We start from the raw sequence: 19,961 nt of genomic DNA on the forward strand, positions 1-19,961 counted from the left end.
CACTTTGTTTCATACTCAACCCTGTACGATTCACGTTTTCCTTATTTTAGTATAGAGAACAACCTGCTTTAAAAAACTCCTATACAGTTTTTCTTTAATGGAATATAATTTGTATTTTTGCCTGCAACTGCCAAACCAGCAGCAATTCATGAATAGACAATTCCCGAATAAATATGAGCGAAGACTTTGAAGGACCAAAAGACGATTTGGATAAAGAACTCCCTGAAAGGGGTGAAGGGCATTCGGACTATAAACCTGCAGATACCAATGATGTAAGCATCAAGCACCAGCTGAGCGGTATGTATCAGAACTGGTTTTTGGATTATGCCTCTTACGTAATTCTGGAACGTGCCGTACCTCACATCATGGACGGATTAAAACCTGTCCAACGACGTATTCTACATTCTATGCGGCGTATGGAAGACGGGCGTTACAACAAGGTAGCCAACATCGTGGGACATACCATGCAGTTTCACCCTCACGGTGACGCCAGCATCGGTGACGCACTGGTACAGCTCGGCCAGAAGGATTTGCTTATTGACTGCCAGGGAAACTGGGGTAACATTCTTACGGGAGACAGCGCAGCCGCCCCCCGTTACATTGAAGCACGCCTCTCCAAATTTGCGCTCGATGTAGTGTTCAATCCCAAAACAACAGAATGGAAGCTGTCATACGACGGACGAAATAAAGAACCGGTGACGCTCCCCGTCAAATTCCCCCTGTTATTAGCACAAGGAGTGGAAGGTATCGCTGTAGGTCTGTCTTCCAAAATATTGCCGCACAATTTCAACGAGCTGTGTGATGCATCTGTAAAATACCTTCACAACGAGGAATTCAAACTCTATCCCGACTTCCAAACAGGCGGAAATATTGACGTATCAAAATATAACGACGGTGAGCGCGGAGGAGCTGTACGTGTACGTGCCAAGATTGAAAAAGTAGATAACAAAACACTTGTCATTAGAGAAATTCCTTACGGGAAAACAGTAGCCAGTGTTTGCGATTCTATTGTCAAAGCAAGCGAAAAAGGGAAAATCAAGATAAAAAAAGTAGAAGACCTAACTTCCGGAAACGTAGAGATACTGGTGCACCTTGCTCCAGGTGTATCATCAGACAAAACGATTGATGCACTTTATGCCTTTACGGATTGTGAAGTCAGCATTTCACCCAACTGTTGCGTCATTGACGAACAGAAACCACACTTCCTCACCGTGAGCGATGTACTGAGAAAGTCAGTGGACAATACATTGGCTTTATTGCGCCAAGAACTGGAAATACGCAAAAACGAAATACTGGAAAGCCTGCACTTCTCCTCATTGGAGAAGATATTCATTGAAGAGCGTATCTATAAGGATAAGGAGTTTGAGCAAGCCAAAAACATGGATGCCGCCTGCGAGCACATCGACGAGCGTTTAACTCCTTACTATCCCACATTCATCCGCGAAGTGACTAAAGAAGATATCCTCAAACTGATGGAAATAAAAATGGCGCGCATCCTCAAGTTCAACTCCGACAAGGCAGAAGAACTGATTGCCCGCATGAAAGCGGACATCGAGGAGATAGACCGCCATCTGGCAAACATCGTGGAATATACGGTAGACTGGTTCCGTATGCTGAAGGAGAAATACGGCAAAGGCTTCCCGCGCCGTACCGAGTTGCGTAACTTCGATACCATCGACTCTACCAAAGTGGTGGAAGCCAATGAGAAACTGTACATCAACCGCGAAGAGGGATTCATCGGCACAAGCTTGAAGAAAGACGAATTCATAGCCAACTGTTCTGACCTCGACGACGTAATCATTTTCTTCCGCGACGGACGTTACATCATTACTCCGGTAGCAGACAAAAAATTCGTAGGCAAGAATATACTCTATGCCAACGTATTTAAGAAGAACGACAAACGCACCATCTACAACGTCGTCTACCGTGACGGAAAAGAAGGTACACATTATATCAAACGTTTTGCCGTAACTTCCGTAGTACGTGACCGCGAATATGACGTGACACAAGGTGCACCCGACTCACGTATCGTATATTTCACTGCCAATCCCAACGGTGAGGCCGAGGTCATCAAGGTAACGCTTAAGCCTAACCCGCGTATACGTCGCATTATCTTCGAAGAGGATTTCAGCCAAATCAACATCAAAGGACGCCAGGCTATGGGTAATATACTCACCCGTAACCCGGTTCATAAGATAGCCTTGAAACAACGCGGCGGTTCTACATTGGGCGGACGAAAAGTATGGTTTGACCAAGATGTGCTGCGCCTCAACTATGACGGTCGCGGAGAGTATCTTGGTGAATTCCAAAGTGACGAACAAATCTTGGTGGTATTGAATAACGGTGAGTTTTACACCAGCAATTTCGATGTAAACAATCATTACGAAGACAGCATACGGGTACTGGAGAAATATGATCCGAACAAGGTTTGGACAGCTGTTCTTTATGATGCCGACCAGCAAGGTTATCCGTATATCAAGCGTTTCTGTTTTGATGCAAGCAACCGCAAGCAGAACTATTTGGGTGAAAATAAGGACAATCGTCTCATTCTGTTAACTGACGAATATTATCCGCGGCTGGAAGTCATATTCGGTGGTCATGATAATTTCCGTGAACCGTTAATTATTGATGCGGATGAGTTTATCGCAGTGAAAGGTTTCAAAGCCAAAGGAAAACGGTTGACTACTTACACACTGGACACTATCAACGAATTAGAGCCCACCCGCCAGCCGGAAGCTCCGCAAACTACCGAAAGCTTTGATGAGGAAGAAACAGAGATCCTGGACCCGGATCATGGAAAGAGTGAAAGCGACATATTAGATGAACTGACAGGGCAAATGAAATTGTTCTCTAACAATGATGATAGCGAGGAACATGAAACTACCTAAGCCGGTGATAGCCATTATCTGCCTTGTTCTGTTACTACACAGCAGTACCATACAGGCCCAGCTTCCCGCAGAAAGGGAAGGCTTGGAGCAAAGCCGTCTAGTAACTCGTGCCACCATGTACGGTATAGGTTTTACAAACATATTCGACACCTATCTGTCCCCACAAGAATATACCGGAATCGACTTTCGTGTCTCACGCGAAAGTATGCGTATGACCAAATGGATGAACGGCAGATTGTCTTTGCAAAGCTTCTTTCAAGCCGACATCGGTTATACCCACAACAAAGTGGATAATAACAATACATTCTCCGCATTGGCAAACTGGAACTATGGTCTGCACTACAACTTTCCGATAACGAGTAACTTCAAGTTACTTGCCGGCGGTCTTGCCGACTTAAATGGCGGTTTCGTCTATAACCTGCGCAATACCAACAATCCGGCATCGGCACGTGCCTATATCAATTTGGATGCATCGGGTATGGCTATCTGGAACTTACGTGTAAGAAACTACCCACTGACATTACGTTACCAAATCAACCTGCCGTTAATGGGTATCATGTTTTCACCGCACTATGGTCAATCCTACTATGAAATTTTCTCATTAGGAAACAGTAGCGGAGTAGTGAAATTCACCTCATTACACAACCAACCTTCATTGCGACAAATGCTCACGGCAGACTTTCCGATAGGGCGAGCCAAAATGCGTCTCGCCTATATATGGGATGCTCAACAATCTAAAGTGAACGATATAAAGACACATGCCTATTCACACGTATTCATGGTGGGCTTTATAAAGGAGCTCTATTTATTAAAAAATAAGAGGAAAAGGTGATAGGATAATAAATGGTAAATGATAAGATGATAGGATTTCTAAAAAAGATAATGGTTCTGGTTGTCGTGCTTTCTTTGCTAAGCAGTTGTATCCGCGAAGAAGAAACTACCAATTCTCCGAAAGGGAACTTTGAGGCGCTATGGAAAATTATCGATGAGCAGTATTGTTTCTTGGAATACAAGCAAATAGACTGGGATGCCATCCATACAAAATACAGTAAGCTCATTACCAATACAATGAGTAGTGAAGGGCTTTTTGAAGTACTGGGAAATATGCTGAATGAACTGCAGGATGGGCACGTTAACTTAGCCTCCGCCCATAATGTATCTTACTATGACGCATGGTATCAAGATTATCCACGCAATTTCCGTGAAGACATCGTAGAAGATGTCTATCTGGGTAAGGCCAGTACCGACTACCGTACCGCCGCAGGTGTCAAATATAAGATATTTGAAGATAATATCGGCTATATGCGTTACGAAAGTTTCTCTTCGGGAATAGGCAATGGCAATCTGGACGAGATTCTCTCCTACCTTGCCGTATGCAACGGACTTATCATAGATGTGCGCAGTAATGGCGGCGGCAATGTAACCAACTCCACACGCATTGCCGCCCGTTTCACCAACGAAAAAGTGCAGACCGGATATATCTGCCATAAAACAGGCAAGGGACACAATGACTTTTCCGAACCCTACCCCATAGAGTTAGAACCCAGCAACAGCATACGCTGGCAAAAGAAAGTGGTAGTACTGACCAACCGCCGCTCATACAGTGCAACCAACGATTTTGTCAACCAAATGAGTTGCCTGCCTAATGTCACCATCATGGGTGACAAAACCGGTGGCGGCTCCGGTATGCCTTTTACCTCCGAACTGCCTAACGGGTGGACAGTCCGCTTCTCTGCCAGCCCGCATTTCAATGTCAACATGGAACAGATAGAATGGGGAATAGAGCCTGACATCAAAATTGATATGGACGAGGCTGATGAAGCAAAGCATATAGACACTATCATCGAAAAAGCCCGGGCTTTCCTTAAAGGAGAATGGAATCCGGAATGAAATGAATAACTTTCTTTACCCTTTTGCTTGTAGAACCGGGAAAACTTCTTATCTTTGCACCGCTTAACGGAAAATCCCCCTGCGGGTGTGGCGTAATTGGCAGCCGCGCCAGACTTAGGATCTGGTGCCGTGAGGCGTGTAGGTTCGAGTCCTATCACCCGCACACATATTTTATAAAAGACAAACAACAGGGAAAGAAGATGTACATAAATACATCTTCTTTTTTCTTTTCCCACGGATTGTGTTAAAAACCTGAGATATATAAAGGTCTGAAATCTTTTTTGCATCCTGATTGTTTCAGAGGAAATTATCAAAGTTAGTTATCCACTAAAACTTTATGCAATGAAGAAAAAACCTAAACTTCCTATGAAGAGAGCCTTTTGGCTGAAAAATCTATTTCTGACGGCATGCTTGCTCCTTGCGGCAACTCCCAGTTTCTCTCAAAACAAAACAGTGACCGGCACGGTGACCGATGCAACAGGCGAACCGCTTATCGGAGCGTCCGTACTGCAACAAGGTACTTCCAACGGTGTCATTACGAACATTGACGGAGAGTATTCCATCCAAGTACCGCCCGAAGCCATCTTGGAGTTTTCCTATGTAGGCATGGTGAAACAATCTATCAAGGTGGGCAACCGGAGCGTTATCGATGTACAAATGCACGATGATTCGCAGATGCTTGCCGAGACAGTCGTCATCGGTTACGGTAGCGCCAAAAAACGCGACCTCACCGGTTCCATCACCAACATCAAAGGTGATGAGATTGCCAACAAACCCGTAGTCAACCCGGTAGCTGCCCTGCAGGGCAAGATAGCCGGCGTACAGGTCATCAACTCCGGTAAAGCCGGTGCCGACCCCGAAATACGCGTGCGCGGTACAAACTCCATCAACGGCTACAAACCGCTGTATGTAGTAGATGGCCTGTTCAATGACAACATCAACTTCCTCAATCCGCAGGACATCGAGTCCATGGAAATCCTGAAAGACCCGTCATCACTCGCCATTTTCGGTGTGCGCGGCGCCAACGGTGTCATCATCATTACCACCAAGAAGGCCAAAGAAGGGCAGACGCGTGTCAACATCAACGGCTCGTTCGGTTTCAAGACCGTAACGAACAAGATTGCAATGGTCGACGCAGCCGGTTTCAAAGAGCTTTACAACGAACAGTTGAGGAATGAAGGTAATCCCGAATTCGACTTCACTCCCTGGACGGGCAATACCAACTGGCAGAATGAAATTTTCCAAACCGGATTCATCACCAACAACAGCGTCAGCATCACGGGCGCTTCTGCCAAACACAGCTTCTACCTCGGTGCCGGTTATGCCTACGAGCAAGGTAATATCAAGCACGAGAAATACAGCAAAGTCACACTGAATGTAAGCAACGACTATAAAGTTACGGATAACTTCAAAGTCGGCTTCCAGTTTAACGGTGCACGCATACTGCCTGCCGATACCAAGAGTGTGGCAACAGCTCTCCGCGCCGCACCGGTAGCTCCCGTATACAATGCGGAATACGACCTGTACACCACCCTACCCGGCTTTCAGAAAGCACAGATGAATAACCCTATGGTCGATGTGGACTTGAAAGCCAACACCACCCGTGCGGAAAACTATCGTGCGTCGGGCAATGTATACGGTCAATGGGATTTCCTGAAGAACTTCCAGTTCAAAGTGATGTATTCCATGGATTATGCTTCCAACAGCAACCGCACTTACACCCCTATCATCACCGTATTCGACAGCAGTGTGGAAGGCAACATCGTAACCCTCGGCAACGGAAAGACCGGAGTGAAACAATCCAAAGAAACCGAAGCCAAAGTACAGAGCGACTACCTCCTGACCTACACCAATACTTGGGGCAACCATAGTCTGACCGCCACCGCCGGCTTCACAACCTATTATAATAAATTGGAGATGCTGGGCGGAGAACGTACGCAAGGAGTAGGTCTGGTTATTCCCGACAATCCCGATAAGTGGTACGTCAGTATTGGCGATGCGGCAACCGCCACCAACGAAAGCAAGCAATGGGAGCGCAGCACCGTATCCATGCTGGGACGTGTGCTCTATAATTACAAAGGAAGATATCTGTTCAACGGTTCGTTCCGTCGTGACGGTTCTTCCGCATTCTCTTATACCGGAAACCAGTGGCAGAACTTCTATTCCGTCGGTGCAGGCTGGCTGATGTCTGAAGAGGAATTCATGAAAGATATTACTTGGTTGGATATGTTGAAGCTGAAAGGTTCATGGGGTACGCTCGGCAATCAGAATCTGGATAAAGCCTATCCTGCCGAGCCGTTGCTCACCAATGCCTACTCTGCCGTATTCGGCAAACCATCCGCCATCTATCCGGGCTACCAGCTGTCCTACCTGCCTAATCCCAATCTCCGTTGGGAGAAAGTGGAAGCTTGGGAAGTAGGCGCAGAGGCCAACTTCTTCCGCAACCGCCTGCACTTTGAGGGTGTATATTACAAGAAAACCACCAAAGACCTGCTGGCAGAAGTGCCGGGCATCTCCGGTACGGTTCCGGGCATCGGCAATCTCGGTTCCATAGAGAACAAAGGTGTGGAACTCGCTATCAACTGGCGTGACCAGATTGGCGACTGGGGATATAACGTAGGCGCCAACTTCACAACAATCAAGAACAAAGTATTGAATCTTGTACAAGACGGTTACTCAATCATTGCCGGAGACAAGAGCCAAAGCTACACAATGGCCGGTTATCCTATCGGTTACTTCTACGGCTACAAGGTGGAAGGCGTATACCAGACAAATGAAGAAATAGCGCAATCTCCCAAAAATACCTTGGCAACCGTTACACCGGGTGACTTGAAATTCAAAGATGTGAACGGTGACGGTGAAATCACCACTGCCGACCGTACCATGATAGGCGACCCCACTCCGGATGTCACTTACGGCATCACCCTCGGTGTAAACTACAAAAACTGGGAACTCGGCATCGACATGATGGGGCAAGGCGGCAACCAGATATTCCGTACATGGGACAACTACAACTGGAGCCAGTTCAACTTCATGGAGCAACGTATGGATCGTTGGCACGGACCGGGCACAAGCAATACCCAACCTTTGCTGAATACGAAGCATACCATCAACAATATGAATTCCGAGTACTATATCGAAGACGGCAGCTTCTTCCGCATCCGCAACGTACAGTTAGCGTATAACTTCGACAAGACCCTGATATCCGGAATCGGTATGCAGGCCTTGAAACTCTATGTCAACATCCAGAACCTGAAAACGTGGAAACACAATACCGGTTACACTCCCGAACTGGGCGGCACAGCCATTGCTTTCGGTGTAGACGACGGCAGCTATCCGATGCCTGCCATTTACACGTTCGGCTTCAATCTGACATTCTGACCTGCATAGCCCGGAGCAAAGTTCCCTTGCAGAATAACAGTATTTTATTAAATCTATAATAGGAAAATTATGAAACTAAAGAATAAGATATTAACCCTGATAGCAGGCACACTCACCACCTTTGCCCTGACATCCTGTAATGACTTCCTCGACCGTGACCCTCTGGGACAGTTCACCGAAGACGATGCCCCCAACGCCCTTATCGGCGGAAAGATGTACAACGTATACTACCTGATGCGCAGCTATAATATCACTGCAGGCATACCCGCCTTCATGATACACATGGTGCGCAGCGAAGATTCCGAGAAAGGAAGCGATGCCGGCGATGGTGCTGACCAAGCAGCCATGTGGGACGACTTCCAGTACACAGCTTCCAATGGTACGCTCAGTGCCTATTGGGGACAGAATTATAAAATCATCTACCAGTGCAACGAAATACTCGATGATTTGGAGAACAGTGGAAACAAAGATGATTTGGAGAACGTCCGCACCAAAGGCGAAGCCCTGTTTTTCCGCGCCTATTGTTACTTCAACCTTGTACGCGCATGGGGAGAAGTGCCGTTAGTAACGTTCAAAATAAAAGAAGCATCCGATGCCAATGTACCCAAAACCGCCGCGGACAAGATATACGAGCAAATAGACAAGGATCTGACCGAAGCCGAGAAATGCCTGCCGCGGACATGGACTTCCGAATATACCGGACGCATCACATGGGGAGCCGCCCGTTCGCTGCACGCCCGTACCTACATGATGCGCAACGATTGGGGCAATATGTACGACGCCTCTACCGAAGTAGTCAAGTCAGGCATCTACAATCTGAACACTCCGGTGGACAAAGTATTTACCGTTGAAGGTGAGAACTGCGGTGAAAGCGTATTCGAGTTGCAATGCGAATCGACCGACGCACTGAAAAACAGTGATGTCATCGGCAGCCAATTCTGCCAAGTACAAGGTGTGCGCGGTGCAGGAGACTGGGACCTCGGTTGGGGTTGGCATATGGGTACTACGCTTTTAGGACAGGCCTTCGAGCCCGGCGACCCTCGCAAAGACGCATCCCTGCTCTATTTCCGCCGAAGCATCAGCGACCCTATCACCCCGGAAAACACTAATAAGCCTTACGGTGAGTCTCCCGTATCTACCGCTATGGGAGCTTACTTCAACAAAAAGGCATACACCGAGCCCGAGCTGCGTAAGAAATATACCAAAGACGGCTTTTGGGTAAACATCCGCATCATCCGCTACCCGGACGTATTGCTCATGGCCGCCGAAGCCGCCAACGAAAAAGGTATTTCGGGTGAAGCTATCGACTATCTGGAACAAGTTCGCGCCCATGCACGCGGTACGGACAGCAGCATACTTCCCAAAGTTACGTCTATCGACCAAAGCACACTGCGTGATGCCATCCGCCACGAACGCCGTGTAGAGTTGGCATTGGAGCCCGACCGCTTCTACGACCTTGTACGCTGGGGAATTGCCAAAGAGGTACTGCAAGCTGCCGGAAAAAACTATCAGGACAAGAATGCCCTACTGCCATTGCCGCAAGACGAGATTGACAAATCGAATGGGGTACTGGTACAGAATCCTGATTATTAGCCGGTAGCGAGTAACGATTCGTACCATGCGGCATGATAACACAACCTAAGGCTGAAAGTCTTTTATTGAGGAAGTGTTAATTGAAAAGAATATAGTGTTAAGAATACATAGTAAGTAAATGTGCATAATTAGTTTATACTATCTGTCATTCAGAGCGTAGCGAAGAATCTACTCTCTTGATGTATACACAGAGAAGAGATTCTTCGCTACGCTCTGAATGACAGATACTCTTGATATAAATTAAAAATCAACACTTACTTATTAAGAAGCATAGCATTAAGAAACATAACATTAAAAACATATTACAAAGAAACATATTATGAAGAAGTTTTTCAAAAAAACAAGTCTGTTACTGGCGGCCGCCTTTATGGGCGCCGCCACGATGCAGGCACAGAAATCTCCTCAAGACATGGACCGCTTTATCGATGCACTGCTAAAGCGAATGACCGTAGAAGAGAAAATCGGGCAGTTGAACCTACCCGTTACCGGTGAAATCACTACCGGACAAGCTAAAAACAGTGATGTAGCCAAGAAGATTGAACAAGGACTCGTCGGAGGTCTTTTCAATCTGAAAGGAGTAGCCAAGATACGCGACGTGCAGAAGCTGGCAGTAGAAAACTCACGCTTGGGCATCCCCCTGCTCTTCGGTATGGACGTAATACACGGTTACGAAACAATCTTCCCTATCCCTTTGGGACTTTCCTGTACTTGGGATATGGCAGCCATCCAAGAATCTGCGCGAATTGCTGCCGTTGAAGCCAGTGCCGACGGTATCTCTTGGACATTCAGTCCGATGGTAGACATCAGCCGCGACCCGCGCTGGGGACGTGTCAGCGAAGGCAGCGGCGAAGATCCCTTCCTCGGTGGAGCGATTGCCAAAGCAATGGTATACGGCTATCAGGGAGCCAACCTCTCCGACCAGCTGAAGCGTAACGACGAAATCCTTGCTTGTGTCAAGCACTTCGCCCTCTACGGGGCAGGCGAAGCAGGTCGCGACTACAATACAGTAGACATGAGCCGCAATCGTATGTTCAACGAATATATGTACCCCTATGAAGCTGCCGTAGAGGCAGGTGTGGGAAGTGTGATGGCATCTTTCAACGAGATAGACGGCGTACCCGCCACAGCCAACAAATGGCTGATGACCGATGTGCTCCGCAAGCAATGGGGCTTCAACGGCTTCGTTGTGACCGACTTTACCGGTATATCCGAAATGATAGAACATGGTATCGGCGACCTGCAAACCGTCTCCGCACGTGCTCTCAATGCCGGCATAGATATGGATATGGTGAGTGAAGGATTTGTCGGTACGCTCAAAAAGTCTGTCATGTCGGGTAAGGTAAGCATGAAGACTCTCGACGCTGCCTGTCGCCGCATCCTTGAGGCAAAGTACAAACTCGGGCTGTTCGACAATCCCTATAAATACTGCGACCTCAACCGTCCCGCTCGTGACATCTTTACCAAAGAACACCGCGTAGCCGCACGCCGCATTGCCGCCGAGAGCTTCGTGTTGTTGAAGAACGACAGCATCAAGCAACATCCGGGTTCTCTGCCCGAACCGCTGCTCCCGCTGAAAAAGGAAGGAACCGTGGCCGTTATAGGTCCGTTGGGCAACACGCGCAGCAATATGCCCGGTACATGGAGTGTGGCCGCACGCCTCAACGACTATCCTTCCCTATACGAGGGACTGAAAGAGATGATGTCCGGCAAAGTGAACATCACATATGCCAAAGGCAGTAATCTCATCGGTGATGCCGCCTACGAAGAGCGCGCCACCATGTTCGGACGCTCCCTGAACCGGGACAACCGCACGGACAAGGAGCTACTGGATGAAGCCCTGAAAACAGCCGCCGGTGCGGACGTTATCGTAGCCGCCCTCGGTGAATCCTCCGAGATGAGCGGTGAAAGCTCCAGCCGCACCAACCTCGACCTGCCCGACGTGCAACGCTCACTACTGGAAGCATTGCTGAAAACGGGCAAGCCCGTGGTACTGACCCTCTTCACCGGACGCCCGTTGACACTGACATGGGAACAGGCAAACGTACCTGCCATACTGAATGTATGGTTCGGCGGAAGCGAAGCCGCCTATGCCATAGGCGATGTATTGTTCGGAGATGTCAACCCCAGTGGCAAGCTGACAATGACTTTCCCCAAGAATGTAGGACAGATACCGCTATTCTACAACCACAAGAATACCGGGCGTCCGTTACCGGACGGCAAATGGTTCGAGAAGTTCCGCAGCAACTATCTGGATGTGGACAACAATCCGCTTTATCCCTTTGGATATGGTTTGTCTTACACCACCTTCCAATATAGCGATATTGCCCTGAGCACCCCGTCAATGGGACAGAACGGTTCCATAACCGCCGTAGTCACCGTAACCAACACCGGAAAACGCGACGGCGCAGAGGTCGTACAGTTATATATCCGCGACCTTGTAGGAAGCATCACCCGCCCGGTACGCGAGTTGAAAGGCTTCGAAAAGGTTTTCCTTCGCGCAGGCGAAAGCAAGACTGTTTCCTTCAAGATTACTCCCGAACTCTTACAGTTCTATAATTATGACTTGAACCACGTAGCCGAACCGGGAGAATTCGATATATTCATCGGTGGAAACAGCCAAGCTACCCGAACGGCACGCTTCACTTTGAAGTGATAAATTAGTTTCAATGGAGGGAACCGACAGTTTCATACAGGAAAACCAAAAGTTTCAAAGGGGGAAACTCAGAGTTTCAAGCATTGAAACTCTAAGTACCATACGGTTGAAACTAAAAGTTTCCCCCTTTGAAACTTTTGGTTTCTCCCTTGCGAACAAAGTTCTTTCAACAAAGTATTAATTCTTACACCTAAATAAGATGAAATTAATGAACATACATATCCCGCTTCTCTTGCTCTTATTCCTTACAGGAGCTTGCGGTACAAAGAAAACCGACAGCACATCCGAAACGCTGAGTGACGATGCCCTGCTGGATACGGTGCAGCGCCGAACCTTCAATTACTTTTGGGACGGAGCCGAACCTAACAGCGGGCTTGCCCGCGAACGTATCCATATGGACGGTATATACCCCGAAAACGATCAAAATATAGTAACATCCGGCGGCAGCGGTTTCGGCATCATGGCCGTATTGGCAGGTATCGACCGCGGCTACGTCACCCGCGACGAAGGACTGGCACGCATGGAACGCATCGTTTCCTTCCTCGAAACCGCCGACCGCTTTCACGGTGCTTACCCCCATTGGTGGTATGGTGACACAGGGCGGGTAAAGCCTTTCGGACAGAAAGACAATGGTGGCGACTTAGTAGAAACCGCTTTCGTCATGCAAGCTCTCCTTGCCGTACACCAGTACTACGCAAACGGTAATCCGCAAGAAAAAGCACTTGCCGCCCGCATCGACAAGCTATGGCGCGAAGTAGACTGGAACTTCTACCGGCAGGGTGACCAAAACGTGCTCTACTGGCATTGGAGCCCCGAATATGGCTGGGAAATGGACTTTCCCGTACACGGTTACAACGAATGCCTCATCATGTATATCCTCGCCGCCGCCTCGCCTACCCACGGCGTACCTGCGGCTGTGTACCATGAAGGTTGGGCACAAAACGGCGCTATCGTCAGCCCTCACAAGGTGGAAAACATCGAACTGCATCTGCGGTATCAAGGCACAAAGGCCGGCCCCCTGTTTTGGGCACAGTATTCTTTCCTCGGACTCGACCCCAACGGGCTGGAAGACGAGTATTGCCCCGGCTACTTCGGTGAGATGCGTAACCTGACACTTGTAAACCGCGCCTACTGCATCCGCAATCCCAAGCACTACAAAGGTTTCGGTCCTGATTGCTGGGGACTGACCGCCAGCTACTCCGTAAACGGATATGCCGCCCACGCACCAAACGAGCACGACGACCGGGGAGTAATCTCCCCCACAGCCGCTCTGTCTTCTATCGTATATACACCGGAGTATTCACTGCAAGTGATGCGCCACCTTTACGGCATGGGCGATAAAGTGTTCGGGCCTTACGGTTTTTACGACGCTTTCAGCGAAACGGACAACTGGTATCCGCAACGTTATCTTGCCATCGACCAAGGTCCGATAGCGGTAATGATTGAGAATTACCGTAGCGGATTACTCTGGAAACTCTTTATGAGCCATCCCGACGTGCAACAGGGATTGCAGAAATTAGGGTTCACTACCCGACAGGCAGAAACCACAAAATAAGCTTTCCCGCTAATTATTCCCGCCTGTTCCTTCAGCACTCTTCACATCATCATTGCTGATAGAACGGGCGGCTTTCTTTACACTGGCTTTCAGTTCGCCGATACGGTAGCTGATGCTGATACCAAAGCGTTGGCGGCTATACTTGCTCCAGTTCTCCTGCATAAAGCCTGTACCCTCCAGCATATCGGTATTGTTCATGTACTTCTTAAAGAAGTTGCTGGCAAAGACAGAAAGAGACAAGCGCTTATCGAAGAAAGACTTGTTGACGCTCAGCCCGTAATCGAAGTAACTACTTCCTTTACCCTGCAACATCACCCACGGGGTCTGACCGAATACATTCAGACTAATGCGCCAGTCGTGGGGCAACGTCTGCTGTGCACCTCCGTAGGCAAAAAGATTCCATCCGTCGTTCTTGAGACCATTGGCCCCTTCCATATACGAGTAGCTACCATAGATATTAGCATAAATACGAGTACTGGATGTGGCATTCCAATTGATATAACCGCTTAAATTGGCATTTCTACTCTTTCCTATATTCTGATAGGTAGAGTAAAGCACTTCCTTACCGGTAGTCTCTTGCAAACCATCAATCTCGGTATCGGGTATCATCTCGGAGACTCGTTCGATACTGTTATTGGTAAAGGAGTAACGGAGCGAAAGATTGATATTGAACTTCTGCGTAAAGTTACTGTAACTCAAATTGAATGCGTGGCTTTTCTCACTATCCAAATTAGGATTTCCCTGTGTAATATTAGTGGGGTTGCTATCGTTCAGATAAGGATTCAGGTACCAGATACCGGGACGGAAAATACGCATATTATAGCCGAAACGTAAGTTAGCCATATCCGTCAGCTTCCAACCGATGCTGGCGGAGGGGACTACATCGTCAAAGTCTTTCTTGAAATTATCACCCCTACCTAAAAGATACTTCACATTCTGTATGGTATGCTCATAGCGTACACCCAGTCTGCCGGACAGTTTCTTTACCTTCAATGAGTAACCGGCATAAGCGGCCAGAATATCATTCTGATGTTTATAATGCGAGCTATGGTCTTCATCGAATTCGTAATCGGACTGTTGCCCGGCAGTGCGCTGGAAACGGTCATCCTCGGAGCTGTTGTTGCGAAGGATATATTTGGCCCCGGCCTCCACAGTATGCATCTTGCCGATAGGAGTAGTATAATCCGCCTGGAAAGTATGTTCCGTAGTATTCTGCGACCCGTCATTGTGCTGGTCGAGCATACGTCTCATAAAGTCTTGCCAATCCGGAGCCACATTATCCATATCGTACTCGTAACCGGAATAAGCATCCGAACTCTGCGGACGGGTATTAATCTTATAGGAGAAGGTAAGCATACGTTCTTTCACGTGAAACAGACGTTGATAGTCGATGCCGCCGTCAATGGAATACCACGAACTTTTGTTGTGACTGCCGGACGTATAATTATATAACTCGTCAGCTGTACCCGGAAATGTAGCCAGTACATCAGTTACGCCGTCACTTTTATTCCTGCCGCCCCAAAGCCCGAAGGACATGGTTACCAAGCGTAAAGTATCAATCTCGTAGCTGGCTTCCATACTGCCGGACTGGAAGTTGCCATTTCCCTTGCTTGTTCCGCTATAATCCAAATCGGACGAACTACTGTTTGTTTCGCCAACCGTACGTCGGTTGCCGCCGGAATAACTGCGGGGTTGGTTATTATAATTGTAATTGTATCGGGCGCTGAACGTCAGTTTGCCGCTCTTTACCGTACCAAACAAGCCTGCACCTGCCCCCCTATTGCTCACATTACCGCTGAATGTGGCCGTATAACCTTCCAAACCACCACCTACGGTAACAATATTCAAGATACCCCCGACACCTTCCGCATCGTATTTCGCACCGGGATTGGTTATTACTTCTATATGCTTGATGGAGTTGGCAGGCATACTTTTCAGGACTTCAGTCGGGTTATTGCTCATCATGTTATTAGGCCTGCCGTTGACGTATACCTTAAAGCTGCTACTGCCGTTTACTTTAATATTATCTTCACCGTCCACCGTTACAAGGGGAACCTTGCGCAACATCTCAAGAACCGAGTTTGACTTGGAGTCCGGATCGTCCTGCACATTATATTCTATCTTATCAATATCAGCCTTTACCAGCGGTTTTTGTGCCACGATTTCCACCTGCCCCAGCTCGTTGGAGGCATCCGTAATGTAAATAGTACCGAAATCTACCAACTTTTCTCCCGGTTTTACGGAAAAATTCTTCACAATGCTGTTTCGCCCTACCGAAGAAATTGTCATAATAAAGTTACCTTTATTACCGGGCACTTTCTCCTGAAACTGTCCTTTCATATCCGTTACCAGCATCTTGACAGCTTGTGCCGGTGCTTCTTTCTTTACAATCTTGATTGTTGCATAAGGCTCTCCTTCCTGAGTAAGCGAGTCGAGCAGAACCCCTTTAATCTGAAATGAAGAATTTGTCGTATTCTGTGCAGTTGCCCCGGCAGATAGTAATAATACCGTCAGCAACATAACCCATCTAATTTTCATGGTATTCCCCTGTTTAAATCAGTATTTTGGTTTATTGTTTTGTATTATAAGTGTTCTATCCATATTGTGTTGTTATGGACTGGGCAAAAATAGAGCATTCTTCGGCATTTAGCGGAACACCGGAGTTAAAAAAGCGAAAAGTCCGTTGATTTACAGAAAGTAGAAGAATAATAACAAGAATACATTGGCGATTATGACACAACCGAAACCGCCCAAAATCCACGAACGCAGCGAGCTTTTCTTACCGGAAAAAAAGAGTGCATAGCACATATTTACGGCAATATTACTTACTATCGCCTGCATACTGCAAGCCGTTATCAACGAAACGGGCACACTGCCCGTACCTTGTAGAAGATTCAAAATAAACGGAGTGATGTCACTGAAACCGGACACAAAGGAGAGTAAAGTCAACCCGCTCTTGCCGGCATATATCAACGTGTAATGGGTAGCTATTGTAAATACCACAAAAAGTACGGCAAAAATAAGCGCTACCTTAAATTCCAACGGGTTACTGCTGTCCTCATCTTCATCGGCCGCTCCCGATACGGCAGGACGTTTCCATTTGGAATGCAGAAACCAAGCCGTTCCCGCAGAGACAGCGGACATAATCAACAGATAGGGATAGATAGCCGTTAAAGTATCTACGCTGAATATACCAATCAGTATCAAGAATCGCAGGAACATCATACTGACTGCCAGCAGCATGGCGGCCACATATTCGGGAGCTTCCTGAGGTGATGCCTTACGGCTTTTACGCGCCAGTACGGATATAGTGGCAGTGCTGCTGTACAACCCTCCTACAATACCGGAAACCAGAATGCCCGATTCACGAAATACATATCTCTTCAGCAAATAAGAAAGATAGGAAATACCTGAAACCACTACCGTAGCCAGCCAAATGCTATAAGGCGTGAGATTGACGCCCGGTATCAGATTCTCGTTAGGCAGCATCGGAAGTATGATACCGCTAATGGCAAGGAACTTGGCAAGCGTAATCATTTCGTCATTCTTCATCCGCTGCGCCAGTTCGGTGAATGTATGTTTCAACTCCGTAAAGAGCAATACCGTCACAATCACCATTACATAAAACCAAGACGGCTGTGTAGCAACAATAGGCGCAATGCAATACGTAATGAGTGCAATGACAATAGTAGTAACCCCGAATACGTGAAACTGGGCTTGCTTAACGTAGTAGTTCAAAGCAAGCAATAGGCCTAAGATAGCCCCTCCCCCCATAAAAAGGCGATAGTCTACCGGATCAAGAATATAAAGGAGATAACCCAGAATACCGATAAAGGTAAAAGTACGGTCCGTACCGAAAAGGGTAGTCTCCCCTTCGCGCTTCAAGCTGATACGCCGCAAGGAAAGGCCTATAAGCAAAGAAAACACTGTCACCAAAATAAAAGTGACAAGTTCTTCCGGCAGGTATTGGTATAGTTTCTCCATATACGAATCAACAATTACGGGACATGATTAGTTTACTTCCATTCTTTAAACGGATGCTTCATCAACTGCGAATTATAATAACGGATGTCTCCCGTTACTTCCTGCCCGATAAAATCCGGCTTCTCGAAAGGCTCGCTCTCCGAGGTAAGCTCTACTTCCGCCACTACCAGTCCTTCATTTTCCCCATAGAACTCGTCTACCTCAAAAACATGGTTTCCACTGCGTATCAGATAACGGGTTTTATCAATAATACCCGGTTCGCACAACTTCATTAAGTCCTCGGCTTCATTCAAGGGAATCTCTTTCTCCCACTCGTAACGGCTGATGCCGGACACATCAGATGCCCCCTTAATGGTAAGGTAGCCCTGCCCGCCGCGTATGCGAACCCTTACCGTCCGTCCGCGCGCACTACTGATATATCCTTGAATGATGCGGTTCTGTGCGTATGCTTGCGACTTATACTCTCCTTTTATGAGAAACTTCCGTTCTATCTCTTGCGGCATATTCTGCTATTTTATTACCAGAAAGAGTACAATATCAGCATACCAACTACCAATACCAAAGCGGTCACTCCGATAATCAGCAATACTTTCTTGGCTTGTTGTTCCTCTTTCCGGCTGTGCATTACTTTCTTTTTACTCTTTCCCATGGTGTTTCTATAGTTTAAAGTTCAACGATAAACAAAGTAAAAGGAAATTCGGGAAGTTTGCAAACATTTATAAAAGAAAAAAGCGGGAAGTTAACATCATTGATTATATGATGTTAACTTCCCGCATATACGATATTAACTTTTTGCCCGCAACTCAGTTAACTTGTTCCGGGCAATGATGTTAACTTTTAAAAAGGGCTAAATAGTATCTCCGCCTGCAAACTCCATCAGGTAGGCCTTGACGAAACCGTCTATCTTTCCGTCCATTACTCCATTCACGTCCGACGTCTGGAAGTTGGTACGGTGGTCTTTCACACGCCGGTCATCGAACACGTAACTGCGAATTTGCGATCCCCACTCAATCTTCTTCTTACCGGCCTCCACCTTTGCCTGTTCCGCCATACGGTGTTGTAGTTCCTTATCGTACAGGATAGAACGCAACTGACGCATCGCGTTTTCGCGGTTCTTGGGCTGGTCGCGCGTTTCGGTATTCTCAATCAGAATTTCTTCTTCCTCGCCTGTATAAGGGTCTTTGAACTGATAACGCAGACGCACACCGGACTCAACCTTATTTACGTTCTGCCCGCCCGCACCACTGGAACGGAAAGTATCCCAAGAGATACGCGCTTGTTCAATATTCACCTCAATCGTATCATCTACCAGCGGAGTGACGAAAACAGATGCGAAAGATGTCATACGCTTACCCTGGGCATTGTAGGGAGATACGCGCACCAAACGGTGTACGCCGTTCTCGCCTTTCAGATAACCGTAAGCATAATCACCCGCTATCTCAATGGTACAAGCCTTGATTCCGGCTTCATCACCTTCCTGCAAGTTGGCGATAGTTGCCTTATATCCATGAGTTTCGGCATATCGCAAGTACATACGCATCAACATACTTGCCCAATCCTGGCTTTCCGTACCGCCGGCACCGGAATTGATTTTCAGTACGCAGTCCATCTGGTCGGCTTCTTCACGAAGCATATTCTTGAGTTCAAGGGCTTCTACAGCAACAGATGCTTTTGCATAGGCCTCATCCACCTCTTCTTCCGTCACCAGTTCATCTTTATAGAAATCGAATGCAAGTTGCAACTCATCTGCCATAACCTTGACTTCATTGTAGCCGGAAATCCATTGCTGCAAGCCTTTTACTTTCTTCATCTGTGCTTCGGCGGCTTTCTGGTCATCCCAAAAGCCCGGAGCTTGCGTACGCAACTGTTCCTCTTCTACTTGTATTTTCTTTCCTTCAATGTCCAGATAGCGGTTTAACGCTTCGGTACGTTCCTTGATATCTTTCAGTTGTTCAATGGTAATCATATACTTTCTTCAAATTCTATCTTTTTCGGATGCAAAGATAGTGCAAAAGTT

General features: G+C 47.4%; 12 protein-coding genes and 1 tRNA gene. 8 read left to right on the forward strand and 5 right to left on the reverse strand.

What is annotated here, in order from left to right; all coding sequences use genetic code 11:
- The first annotated feature begins 173 nt into the window (after positions 1–173).
- The 8 genes from KG118_RS14740 to KG118_RS14775 all read left to right on the forward strand — a co-directional run bounded on the left by KG118_RS14740 (position 174) and on the right by KG118_RS14775 (position 13,960).
- Positions 174–2,888, forward strand: a complete 2,715-nt coding sequence (locus KG118_RS14740) for a DNA gyrase/topoisomerase IV subunit A (protein ID WP_117711649.1) — start codon at positions 174–176, stop codon at positions 2,886–2,888.
- Entirely contained in the window at positions 2,875–3,720 is an 846-nt protein-coding gene (locus tag KG118_RS14745) for a DUF3316 domain-containing protein (RefSeq protein WP_117711650.1), read from the forward strand. The genes KG118_RS14740 and KG118_RS14745 overlap by 14 nt, the downstream gene beginning before the upstream one ends.
- A 26-nt stretch (positions 3,721–3,746) precedes the next feature.
- Complete coding sequence (locus tag KG118_RS14750; protein ID WP_117711707.1) at positions 3,747–4,778, forward strand: S41 family peptidase; 1,032 nt, start codon at positions 3,747–3,749, stop codon at positions 4,776–4,778.
- Between the two features lie 81 nt (positions 4,779–4,859).
- A tRNA-Leu gene (locus KG118_RS14755) sits at positions 4,860–4,941 on the forward strand.
- Between the two features lie 179 nt (positions 4,942–5,120).
- A complete protein-coding gene (locus KG118_RS14760) occupies positions 5,121–8,159 on the forward strand; it encodes a SusC/RagA family TonB-linked outer membrane protein (protein WP_117711651.1) in 3,039 nt (1,012 codons plus the stop codon).
- A 69-nt stretch (positions 8,160–8,228) separates the two neighbouring features.
- Positions 8,229–9,752, forward strand: a complete 1,524-nt coding sequence (locus KG118_RS14765) for a RagB/SusD family nutrient uptake outer membrane protein (protein WP_117711652.1) — start codon at positions 8,229–8,231, stop codon at positions 9,750–9,752.
- A gap of 319 nt (positions 9,753–10,071) precedes the next feature.
- Positions 10,072–12,405, forward strand: a complete 2,334-nt coding sequence (gene bglX / locus KG118_RS14770) for a beta-glucosidase BglX (protein WP_117711653.1) — start codon at positions 10,072–10,074, stop codon at positions 12,403–12,405.
- 199 nt (positions 12,406–12,604) lie between these two features.
- A complete protein-coding gene (locus KG118_RS14775; protein WP_117711654.1) occupies positions 12,605–13,960 on the forward strand; it encodes a glucoamylase family protein in 1,356 nt (451 codons plus the stop codon).
- A gap of 9 nt (positions 13,961–13,969) precedes the next feature.
- Here KG118_RS14775 and KG118_RS14780 read toward each other — a convergent pair whose 3' ends face one another.
- The 5 genes from KG118_RS14780 to prfB all read right to left on the reverse strand — a co-directional run bounded on the left by KG118_RS14780 (position 13,970) and on the right by prfB (position 19,910).
- Complete coding sequence (locus tag KG118_RS14780) at positions 13,970–16,498, reverse strand: TonB-dependent receptor domain-containing protein (protein WP_117711655.1); 2,529 nt, start codon at positions 16,496–16,498, stop codon at positions 13,970–13,972.
- A 150-nt stretch (positions 16,499–16,648) separates the two neighbouring features.
- The gene (locus tag KG118_RS14785) at positions 16,649–17,944 is read right to left on the reverse strand and encodes an MgtC/SapB family protein (protein ID WP_117711656.1); all 1,296 of its coding nucleotides are present in this window, start codon (positions 17,942–17,944) and stop codon (positions 16,649–16,651) included.
- A gap of 32 nt (positions 17,945–17,976) precedes the next feature.
- A complete protein-coding gene (locus tag KG118_RS14790) occupies positions 17,977–18,447 on the reverse strand; it encodes a CYTH domain-containing protein (protein WP_117711657.1) in 471 nt (156 codons plus the stop codon).
- A 14-nt stretch (positions 18,448–18,461) separates the two neighbouring features.
- A complete protein-coding gene (locus KG118_RS17580; RefSeq protein ID WP_255419894.1) occupies positions 18,462–18,593 on the reverse strand; it encodes a hypothetical protein in 132 nt (43 codons plus the stop codon).
- Positions 18,594–18,791: 198 nt separating this feature from the next.
- The gene (gene prfB, locus KG118_RS14795) at positions 18,792–19,910 is read right to left on the reverse strand and encodes a peptide chain release factor 2 (RefSeq protein ID WP_117711658.1); all 1,119 of its coding nucleotides are present in this window, start codon (positions 19,908–19,910) and stop codon (positions 18,792–18,794) included.
- Positions 19,911–19,961: the final 51 nt, after the last annotated feature.

Origin of the sequence: Bacteroides propionicigenes, from assembly GCF_018390535.1 — a bacterium.
GTDB classification, from domain to species: Bacteria; Bacteroidota; Bacteroidia; order Bacteroidales; family Bacteroidaceae; genus Bacteroides; species Bacteroides propionicigenes.